The sequence below is a fragment of the Parasphingopyxis algicola genome, from assembly GCF_013378075.1.
Classification (GTDB): domain Bacteria; phylum Pseudomonadota; class Alphaproteobacteria; order Sphingomonadales; family Sphingomonadaceae; genus Parasphingopyxis; species Parasphingopyxis algicola.
Genome location: NZ_CP051131.1, coordinates 3,440,044 through 3,450,673, shown reverse-complemented (window position 1 = coordinate 3,450,673; position 10,630 = coordinate 3,440,044). Strand labels below are relative to the sequence as shown.

The following is a 10,630-nucleotide window of genomic DNA, read 5'->3' as shown; positions in this document are numbered from 1 at the left end:
GCGCGCTGCGATTGATCGGCATGACCGGCTCTGCGAGAAGAGACGCATGAAAACGCTTTCCAAAAGCCTCTCCACCCTGGCCGCCTTGTCCCTGTTCGCAGCCGCTCCGGTCCTTGCCGACCATCATGACGGGGTCGAGGAAGCTGGCGATCGCTGGGCCGGCTTTCGCGCCGGCGGCAACGAGCCGTTCTGGTCGCTGACGATCGACGACGCCCGCTTCCGGTTCGAACATATGGGCGTCTTCTCGGCCGAAGCGCCGAGAACGGGCCCGGGCTTTACCCCCAACGGGACCGTCTTCATGAGCCGGTCCGACGAGGGCGAACGGCGTGACTTCATTGTCCTGGTAGAAGACCGGATTTGCAGCGACAGCATGTCCGGCCTGCCCTTCCCCAAGACGGTGCGAGTGTTTGTCGAAGGCCTGCACTTCGCCGGATGCGGCGGCGATACGCTAAGCCTGCTGGCGGGCGACGAATGGCGCGTCACGTCGCTGGGCGGCGGAACCGTCCCGGAAAGCGCGGGGCAAGTGCTGCGCTTCGACGCCAGAGGCAGCCTGTCCGGGTCGGGCGGCTGCAACCGTTTCATGACCAGCTATGCGCTCGACGACGGGCTCGGCTTCGGGCCGGTCGCATCGACCCGGCGGGCCTGCATCAACCCCGAGATAACCCGGCTCGAGGACGCGCTGTTCGCGACGCTCGGCGCGGTGATCAGCTTCGAGATCAGCGAGGACGGCGTATTGACGCTATTCTCCGAAAACGGACCGGTGCTGACCGCCGAACGCTGACGATCCGGCCGCGAGGAACCGCCCGCTACAAATCCCCGAAATGCCGGAGCGCGGCGCGTGCGATGGGTTCGCCCCATTCCTGGACGAAATGGCCGCCGCCCTCGATCATCATCGGTTCGGGGCAGCCTTTGATATTCTCGCGCAGCCGGTTCATCACGTCGGGCCCGAGCACCGGATCGGCATCGCCGACCGCCATGAAGCTCGCGCCGTCGAAATCCTCTTTCCAGAACCCGGCCGCCGTCAGGCTGACCTCGACACCTTCCATCTCGGGCGAGATCGGGACGAGTTCGGGGAAGCGCCGTGCGCCCATCTTGTAATCGGGTGACGGGAACGGCGCGTCGTAAGCGGCCTTTTCCGCGTCGGTCATCTGCGGCGTGCCGCGCGCGATCAGCTCGCCGATCGGCAGGTCCGGGGTCGAGGCGGCATAATTCTTCCAGGCGATAAACCCTTCGCTCGGCGTCTTGCCGATGCCGAGCCCCGTGTTCATCACGATCAGCCGGGAAAAGCGCGCGCGGAACGTCTCGTCGACCGGCAGGGTCAGGCCGATCAGCCCGCCCCAATCCTGTACGACCAGAGTGATGTTCTTCAGATCGAGCCGCTCGACCAGCGCGAGGATATAGTCGCGGTGGAAATCGAAACTGTAGGTCTCCGCCTCGGTCGGCTTGTCCGACCGGCCGAAGCCGAAGAAATCGGGCGCGACGGCCCGGGCGCCGCTTTCGAGGAAGACCGGGATCATCTTGCGGTAGAGGAAACTCCAACTCGGCTCGCCATGCAGGCACAGGAAGACGCGGTCGGCATCCTCGGGCCCCGCGTCCACCCAAGCCGCGCGCAGCCCCTCATACCCCGGCAAGTCCTCGGCATAATGCACCGGATAGTCGAAATCCGGGATATTGGCGAAACGTTCGTCCGGCGTCCGTAAGGCTTGTATCGTCATGCGTGCCTCCATGTGTGAGGGGTCAGAAATTCTCCACCCAGGGCCGCAGCGCGACCTCGCTCGTCCAGGCCGAGCGATGCTGGCCGATAACATGCATATAGGTGTCCGCGATCGCCTCGGGATCGAGCAGCGCATCCGGATTGTCCGGCGGATTGCTCCGGCCCGGATTGTTGATCGCTCCGTCGATATGAACGAGCGCGACATGCACGCCCTGCGGATGGAGTTCGCGCGCCATCGATTCCGCCAGACCGCGCTCGGCGAACTTGCCCATCGCGAACGGTGCGGACCGGGCGAAACCCTTCATCCCGGCCGAAGCCCCGGTAAATAATATGGCGCCGCGCGTGCCGTTTTCCGGCTCTTGTGCGAGCATGATCCGGGCGGCCTGCTGACCGCAAAGAAAGGCGCCGAACGCCGTGACGTCGATGGCGGCGCGGACCTCCTCGGGATCCAGCTCGGCGATCGGGCCGGCGACACGCATAGACGGATTATAGATGGCGACCGCCAACCGCCCGTCGAGGCCGCCGAACAGGTCGGCTACCGCATCGGGGTCGGTCGCGTCACAGGACCGGGCTTCGCCGCCGGTTTCGGCGGCAAGCGTCTCTATGCCGTCCGCATTGCGGGCGGCGAGGATCGGCCGATAATCCGCCGCCGCCACCCGCCGGGCGAGCGAGGCCGAAAGGCCATCGCCCACACCGACGATCAAGGCGATCGGCGAAGTCATCAGTCGGTGGCTTCACCCTCGCCGGGAACCGGGAAGCCGCGCTTGCGGAGCAGCGCGTCGACATCGGGATCGCGACCGCGGAACTGGCGATAGGCTTCGGCTCGATCGGTCTCGTTGCCGGTCGACAGCAGGGTCGCGCGGAACCGGTCGGCGATCTCGCGATTCCAGACATCGCCGCTCTCGACGAACGCTTCCCAAGTGTCGGCGTCCATCGTCTCGGACCAGAGATAGCTGTAATAGCCGGCCGAATAGGCGTCCGAGGAGAAGAGGTGATTGAACTGCGGCAGGCGGTGCCGCATCACGATCTCGTCGGGCATGCCGATCTCGGCCAGCGTCTCGCGCTCGAACGCATCGACATCGGTGATCGGCTCGGCACGGTTGTGCAGCCGCATGTCGACGATCGCCGAGGCCAGATATTCGACCGTCGCGAAGCCCTGGTTGAAGGTGTCGCTCGCCTCGATCCGCTCGACCAGCGATTGCGGCATCGGTTCGCCGGTTTCGACATGGCGCGCGAAGCGGTTGAGGATATCGGGCGTCAGCACCCAGTTCTCGTTCACCTGGCTCGGATATTCGACAAAGTCGCGCGGCGTCCCGGCAAGGCTCGGATAATAGACGTCCTGCAACAGATAATGGATGCCGTGACCGAATTCGTGGAACAGGGTCCGCGCGTCGTCGAGGCTGATCAGCGCCGGTTCGCCTGCGGGCGGCTCGGTGAAATTGTTGTTGTTGGACGCCAGCACATTCTGCTCGCCGCCCAAGGTCTGCTGGCTGCGATAGGTCGTCATCCAGGCGCCGGAGCGCTTGCCCGTGCGGGCATAGGTGTCGAGATAGAAGAGCCCGACATTGGAACCGTCGCGGCTATCCGTCACGACGAACGTGCGGACATCTTCCTGGAAGACCGGAACCTCGCCGGTATTCTCGGTGAATTCGAGATCGTAGAGACGGCCCGCGGCGTAGAACATCGCCTGGATCATGTTCTCGAGCTGGAGATAGGGTTTGATCTCGGCTTCATCGACATTGTAGCGCGCCTGCCGGACCTTTTCCGCGTAGAAGCGATAGTCCCAGGGCGCGATCGTGATGCCGGCGCCCTCTTCGTCGGCGATCGCCTGCATGTCGGCCACCTCCTCGCGGACCCGCGCGACTGCGGCGGGCCAGACCCGCATCATCAGGTCGTTGGCGGCTTCCGGCGTTCCGGCCATCGTATCGTCCATCCGCCAATGCGCATGGGTTTCGAAGCCGAGCAGCGCCGCGCGTTCGGCCCGCAGCGCGAGGATCTGCGCGATGACCTCGTTCGTGTCGTTGGCATCGCCATTGTCGCCGCGATTGACATAGGCGCGCCACACCTGTTCGCGCAGGTCGCGCCGCGTCGAATTCTGCAGGAAAGGCTGCATGAAGGAGCGCGTGTTGACGATCGCCCAGCCTTCGACGCCACGCTCCTCGGCCGCCGCGCGCAGCGTCGCGACGAAGCTGTCGGACAAGCCCGCCAGATCGTCTTCGCCGTCGAGCAGGACGTAGGTTTCCTCGTCGGCGAGCACCTTGTTGCTGAATTCGCTGTAGAGCCCGGCCAGTTCCGCCGTGATCTCGTCGAGCCGCTCGCGTTCGGCGCCTTCGAGCAGCGCGCCGGACCGCACCAGCTGCTCATAGTCGCGTTCGACCAGCCGCAGCTGTTCGGCGTTCAGACCGGCGTCCGCGCGACCTTCATAGACGGCGCGGTAGCGCGCGATCAGTTCGGGCTGGAGATAGAGTTCCTGATAGAAGCTCGCGATCCGCGGCGACCATTCGCGCTGGATAGCCCGATATTCGTCGTTGCTGATGTTGCTCATCGCGACGCCGCCCATGGCCTGGACATTGTTCATCCGGTCGCCGACCAACTCCATCGCCTGATTGGTGTTCTCGAAGGTCGGCGGCTCGGGATTGTCGATGATCGCCTGCACCTCGGCCCGCATCTCGGCCATCGCCGCCTCGAAAGCGCCGGGGAAATGCTCGGGCGCCATCTGATCCCAGGGGGGCACGCCCTCGTAGGGCCCCGTCCAATCGGCAAGGAGCGGATTATCGGTCTCCGGCGCTTCGGCCGTCGTCGCGTGATGGTTTGCCATCGCGGCATCCCCTGCAAGAGGTGTGAAAGACGCGGTCAGGGCGAGGCCGCTAACCGCCAGAAAAAGCGCATTGCGCATCTATGCTCTCCTAATATGCACGAACCGGCCCGATCGGCGGCCGCACGGAATGATGGCCGGACGTCTAGGCGATATCGGGCGATTTCGCAAAACAAATTGGGGGTTTGGGCATCCGTCAGCCCGCAGCCAGCGCGGATTTCCGGAAATTCGGTATATTTATTCCCAATCGCGTCTTAACCAAGCATCAAAAGGTTCATGTCTAGATGGGCGGCGAACTATATCGAGCCGGGACATATGCCAATTCAGGACCGCAATCGAGACGTGGACGTGCAGGCGGGGATGCAACGCGACAGCGACGCGCGCGGACCAGCGCATATGATCGAGGAGCGACACGCGCCCGCCGGCGAAGTCCGCACGGCGCAGCTCAATATCCTCTCCCGCTTCACGCTCTATTCCGGCGTTACACAGACGATCTGCGCTCTCGTCTTCGCAATCCTCGAGCGCCAGAGCCTTTCCTTGCAGCTGTTGCTCGGCTGGCTCGCACTGATCATCGCGGCCACCTATGTCTCGGCGCGATGGCTGAACCGGACGTCGATGGTTCGCCGCACGGACCAGCAACCGATCTCGAAGATTCGCGTCGCCGCGGTGGACAGCGCCGTGCGCGCCGGACTGTGGATCGCCATGCCGGTCTATGCCGCAATCTCCGGCGCGCCGATCAACTACACCTTCACCGGCGGCATCGTCGCCGTCATGATCGTCAGCGGGATTTCCGTCGCCGTGATACCGACGGCGGTGGTATTGTGGGTTTCCATCCTCGCTGCCGGCCTTTCCTTCGCCGCCTATTACGGCGTCGGCGCGACCGCGCTTCCCGGCATCGCCATCCTCGGCGCATTCGCGGCCGCAGCGATGGTCGGGTTCCTCCTTCTCGCGCGGTCCTGGCAGGGACAGATCGACCGCGCCGGCGTTCTCGCCGCGAAGCGCGCCGATATCCGGCACCTGCTTCAGGAATATGAAGATCGCGGCGCTGGATGGCTGTGGCAGGTCGATGGCCAATACTGTCTGACCTACGTTTCGCCGCGCATGGGCGAACTGCTCGGCACGGCAACCTATCAGCTACTCGGAAAATCGCTCGCCGCCGCATTGGGAAACCAATCGGGCGTCGGCGAGATCCTGGCCAAGCGGGAACGGTTCACGAAAGTCGAGCTCGAACTGGAGACGGGCAAGTCGCGCCGATGGATGACCCTGTCCGGCAGCCCGATCATCGACGATGACGGCGAATTCCAGGGTTATCGCGGCGTCGGCCTAGATATCACCGATTCGAAGAGTTCGCACGCGAAGCTCCAGCATCTGGCGAATCTCGATGTGCTGACCGGCCTGCCCAATCGTTCGCGCGTGCGGACGCTCCTCGATACGGCGCTTAGCGATGCCAAGGACAAGGGTGTACCGTGCGCGATCATGTTCCTTGATCTCGACGGCTTCAAACCGGTCAACGACACGTTCGGCCATCCCAAGGGCGATGCGGTCCTGAAGACGGTCGCGCGGCGGCTCAGCGACGTCGTCGGCAATCGCGGGACAGTCGGCCGGATCGGCGGCGACGAGTTCGCGGTCGTTGTGGACGATGCGCAAAGCCGGGTCGGGGTCGAGGCGCTCGCCGAAAAACTGATCGGTGCGGTCAGCGAACCCTATATGATCGACAATGTGCAGATCCGGATCGGCCTGAGCATCGGCTGCGCCTATGGTCCGATCGACGGAGACACGGTCGACGATCTGGTCCGGAAGGCGGATCTTGCCCTTTATCATTCGAAATCGCTGGGCCGGGCCACATTCTGCAATTTCGACCCCCAGATGCAGGTCGAGGCCGAAGAACGCGTCCGGCTGGAACATGACATGCGGCAGGCGATCGGAACCGATCAGTTCAACCTGCTCTACCAGCCGCTGGTGTCGGCGCAGACCCAGCGGGTTACCGGATTCGAAGCGCTGCTGCGCTGGAATCACCCGACGCGCGGGCCGATCTCGCCGGCCGTCTTCATTCCGATCGCGGAGGAAGCCGGCCTGATCGAGGAGCTGGGATCCTGGGTCCTGCATCAGGCATGTATGGACGCCGCGACCTGGCCCGACGATATCACGGTCGCCGTCAACGTGTCGCCGCTCCAGCTGGTCGTACCGGCCCTGCCCAACACGGTTTCCGAAGCGCTCCGGAAAGCCCATATGTCCGCGAACCGGCTCGAACTCGAAGTGACAGAATCGGTTTTCATGAGCGGCGCGGGAAACGCGATTGATGTGCTGAAAAGGCTCCGGAGCCTCGGCGTCGGCATCGCGCTCGACGATTTCGGAACCGGTTATTCCTCGCTCGGCTATCTCAACAAGGCGGTTTTCCACAAGCTGAAGATCGATGGCAGTTTCGTCCGCGAGGCGGCGACCCGCGAAGAGACCGTCTCCATTATCCAGGCGATCGTCATGCTCGCCAACAGCTTCCGGCTGATCATCACCGCCGAGGGCGTGGAAACGGCCGAGGACTTCAACCGGATGCGCGATCTCGGCTGCCACCAGATCCAGGGCTATCTTTTCGGCCGTCCGATGCCGATCGAACGGACGAGAGAGATCGTCGGAAGCAAATGGGAGCATCGGTTGGTCGGCTAAGGCTTCGCCGGCCGAGAGCATAGCCGAAACGACCGCCGATTTTCCGCAATTTGGCTCGCAAACACCCACAGATCCTTAACCATATGCCTCTATCGATACCGGGGTACGGGAGATATCAATGCCGGCTGTCGGCAATAAACTACGACATTTAGCGGCCTCCGAGAGTTCGCTGGCGCGACAGGTTCGCGCGGCGATGGCCGGCACCCTGTACACATCTCCCGCATCCCTGGCGATCGGTGCGATCGCGGGCAGCGTCACGGCGGGTTGCATCGCCTATGTGTCGGGCAGTCTCGCGCTTCTGATCTGCTCGATCGGCATTCATCTCGTCGGCGTTCTGCGCGTTGCAAGCGCCGTGATCTATCTGCGCGTCCAGGCGAAGGAAACGCCAAGCGAACAGCTGCACTGGGAACGAAACTACGAGATCGGCGCCTGGCTCTACGCCTCGCTGCTCGGCGCCCAGGCGTTTCTGACGCTCAACCAGAGCAGCAACACGATTCTCCTGCTCATGGCGACGATCATGGCGACCGGTTATTCGGCCGGCGTCGCCGCGCGCAACGCAGGACGCCCGATCATCGCGATCGGCCAGCTTTGTCTCGGTACGCTGCCGATGGCGCTGGGCCTGTTCCTCATGGGCACCCCGCTCGCCATAACGCTGAGCCTGTGCATCATCATCTTCGTGATGGGCATGGTCGATATCAGCCTGCAGATCTACGAGGTCGTCTATACGGCACTGTCCGGAAAACAGGAGAAGAGCGAGGTCGCGGCGCGGTTCGAAAAGATGGCGCGCAGCGACATGCTGACCGGTCTCGACAATCGCCTGGCGATGCAGATGCGGCTCGGCGAGCTGCTGGATACGATCGATCAGGACAATCCCGACAAGCTCACCGTGATCTGGATGGATCTCGATCATTTCAAGACGATCAACGATACGCTGGGGCATCTTGCGGGCGACAAGGTGCTCATCGTGACCGCCCAGCGCGTCAAGGCCGTGCTCGGCAATCGCGGCTGGCTCGCCCGGTTCGGCGGCGACGAGTTCGTGATCATGGCGATCGTGGACAGCGCGGAAGAGGCAGGCCGCTTGGGCAACGAAATACTGGACTCCGTATCGCAGCCGGTCAGCATCAACGAGAATACCGTGGAAGTCGCCGCATCGCTGGGCGTCGCCGTCGCCCCCGATCATGGACGCCAGAGCGAGATCATGCTCAAAAACGCCGATATCGCGCTCTATCACGCCAAGAATGAAGGCGGGAAGCGCGTGCGCGCATTCGAACCGTTCATGCATGAGGACTTCCTCATGCACCGGCAGATCGAGTCCGGCCTGACCGACGCGTTGGCCAACGAAGAATTCACCGTCCTTTTCCAGCCGATCATCGATCTGGAAACCGGCCGGACGAAGAGTTGCGAAGCATTGCTGCGGTGGAACCATCCCGAGCTCGGCGATGTCAGCCCGGCCGTGTTCATTCCCGTCGCCGAAAGTGCCGGCCTGATCGGCGACATCACCGAATGGGTGCTCCGCAAGGCCTGCGAAGCGGCTGCCAAGTGGCCGGAGGAGATCAACGTCTCGGTGAACATCTCCCCCGCCCTGCTCAAGCAGAACAATCTTCCCGTCACGATCATCGAGACGCTCGTAAATACCGGCATGGTGGCGCGGCGGCTGGAGCTCGAGATTACCGAATCGGTGCTTCTCGACAAGAACCCGCACACCAATTCGCTGCTGCGCCAGCTGCAGAAGATGGGCCTGCGCCTGTGCCTCGACGATTTCGGCACGGGCTTTTCTTCGCTCACCTATCTGCGCAGCTGGGAATTCGACACGATCAAGATCGACAAGTCGTTCATTCGCAACATCGGCAACAGCCCGACCGACCAGAAGATCATCGGCGCTGTCGTCCAGCTCGCGAAATCGCTCGAGGTCGCTACCGTCGCCGAGGGCGTCGAGACCGAAGAGCAGTTGCAACGGGTGCGCGAAGCCGGGTGCAGCCGCGTCCAGGGCTTCTATTATGCGCGGCCGATGACCGCGGCCCAGGCGTCACAGCGCCTCAGCCTCGAGGATCTGTCGGATCCCGACGATCAGCAGATCGTCAATTTGCGCTGATCTTGGCCGACAATTTGCTCTGGGCGCGCACCAGCCGCTCCATCAGGCGCAAATCGCTGTCCTGCAACTTCAGCGCCGTATCCGCCCATATCTCGACGATCGAGTTCAGCTCGCCGAGCGTGACCGGCCAGACCTCCCGGCTCGCCTTGAACACGGCATGGTTGCCGGCATGGCGGCGGCTGTTCTGCCCGATATAATCGAGCACCGCCTGCTCACCCTCGCCATCCTCCACGAGATAATGGACAAGACCGAGATCGAGCATCTCTTCGGCGGTATATGTCTTTCCGCTCAGGATCATGGACTCGGCCTTCGCGAAACCGAGCCGGCGCGCCAGCAACGCATGCGCGCCCATGCCCGGGAACAGACCGAAGGCGATCTCCGGCAGGCCGAACTTCGCGCTGCGTTCGGCGACGATGACGTTGAACGACATCAGCGCCTCGAAGCCGCCGCCCAGCGCCTGGCCCTGGACGAGACCGATCGTCACGATCGGCAATTCCAGGCCCTTCATGTTGCGGAACAGGATATTGTTGCAGGCCCGGCCGTAATCGACGAGCGCCTGGCGGTTCTGGCCGCGGATATATTGTGAAAAGAGCCCAAGATCGCCGCCGAAATTCCAGACGCCCGGAAAGCGGGATCCGAGGATCAGATATTCGAGCTGCTCGCCGCCCTCTCCGTACAGCCGGGCGATCTCGTTCTGCCAGACGTCGAAATCGTGCAGCATCGCCAGATTGAAGCTCGGCCGGCCGTTAGGGGTCATGTATGTCCAGAGCGCTTTTCGCTCCTCGTCCCAGCTGACATCAAGCTGGCCGAGATCGAACAATGGCGAAGGCCGGGCGCGGGCGACGCGCTGAAGATCGGTTTCGTCGATCAGCGCATCGGTGACCTCGTTCGGAAGCGTCTGGCTGTCCGTCGATCCGATCCTGCTCTGGTCCACTAAACAATCTCCGAACAAGGTATATGGAATCTAAACATATTTGGTTACACCGGGCAAACGATATTCGCGCGATTTCCCGACCGTCTCGTAGCAAGACAGATTCGGACGTGCGCGCCGCGATTGGTTAACGGAAGGCCAAAAAGAGCTTCGTCGACAATTTCTTAAGGTCTGTGCGCCATGCCGGGGTCATGGACCGCAATCGCCTTTCAAGCACCAGAGTACCAGCCACACTGCGCCGTCTAGCCGTGTTTCGGCTTGCCGACGGCACGATCTGCAATGTTGAGATGAGCAAAGGGTCGGAGCAGTTCATCGGCCGCTTTATCAGGCTTCCGGAACTGCGACAGACTGACCATGTGGTCCGTTTCCGGGACTGCGTTTTTGCAGGACCCAAGAACGCCTAGCATCGATTCCACC

Annotated in this window: 7 protein-coding genes; 3 read left to right on the top strand and 4 right to left on the bottom strand. The window is 63.0% G+C overall.

Annotated features, from left to right (window positions below):
* Positions 1 to 46 precede the first annotated feature (46 nt).
* A complete protein-coding gene (locus tag HFP57_RS16820; protein WP_176870876.1) occupies positions 47 to 781 on the top strand; it encodes an META domain-containing protein in 735 nt (244 codons plus the stop codon).
* Positions 782 to 806: 25 nt separating this feature from the next.
* Here the strand turns inward: HFP57_RS16820 and HFP57_RS16815 are convergent, their stop codons facing one another.
* The 3 genes from HFP57_RS16815 to HFP57_RS16805 are packed head-to-tail and all read right to left on the bottom strand — an operon-like array spanning position 807 to position 4,610.
* The gene (locus tag HFP57_RS16815; RefSeq protein WP_176870875.1) at positions 807 to 1,715 is read right to left on the bottom strand and encodes a haloalkane dehalogenase; all 909 of its coding nucleotides are present in this window, start codon (positions 1,713 to 1,715) and stop codon (positions 807 to 809) included.
* Between the two features lie 22 nt (positions 1,716 to 1,737).
* On the bottom strand, positions 1,738 to 2,436 hold the full coding sequence (locus HFP57_RS16810; protein ID WP_176870874.1) for an SDR family NAD(P)-dependent oxidoreductase: 699 nt from the start codon (positions 2,434 to 2,436) through the stop codon (positions 1,738 to 1,740).
* Positions 2,436 to 4,610 carry a M3 family metallopeptidase gene (locus HFP57_RS16805; RefSeq protein WP_176870873.1) on the bottom strand — a complete coding sequence of 725 codons (2,175 nt, stop codon included), beginning with the start codon at positions 4,608 to 4,610 and terminating at the stop codon, positions 2,436 to 2,438. The genes HFP57_RS16810 and HFP57_RS16805 overlap by 1 nt, the downstream gene beginning before the upstream one ends.
* Before the next feature lie 279 nt (positions 4,611 to 4,889).
* Between HFP57_RS16805 and HFP57_RS16800 the strand changes: the two genes are divergently transcribed.
* Both HFP57_RS16800 and HFP57_RS16795 read left to right on the top strand, forming a co-directional pair.
* Positions 4,890 to 7,190 (top strand): putative bifunctional diguanylate cyclase/phosphodiesterase, encoded by a 2,301-nt coding sequence (locus HFP57_RS16800; protein ID WP_176870872.1) that lies wholly within the window; start codon positions 4,890 to 4,892, stop codon positions 7,188 to 7,190.
* 193 nt (positions 7,191 to 7,383) lie between these two features.
* Complete coding sequence (locus tag HFP57_RS16795) at positions 7,384 to 9,282, top strand: putative bifunctional diguanylate cyclase/phosphodiesterase (RefSeq protein WP_176870871.1); 1,899 nt, start codon at positions 7,384 to 7,386, stop codon at positions 9,280 to 9,282.
* Here HFP57_RS16795 and HFP57_RS16790 read toward each other — a convergent pair.
* Positions 9,269 to 10,216 carry a crotonase/enoyl-CoA hydratase family protein gene (locus HFP57_RS16790; RefSeq protein WP_246263215.1) on the bottom strand — a complete coding sequence of 316 codons (948 nt, stop codon included), beginning with the start codon at positions 10,214 to 10,216 and terminating at the stop codon, positions 9,269 to 9,271. The genes HFP57_RS16795 and HFP57_RS16790 overlap by 14 nt on opposite strands.
* Positions 10,217 to 10,630 lie beyond the last annotated feature (414 nt).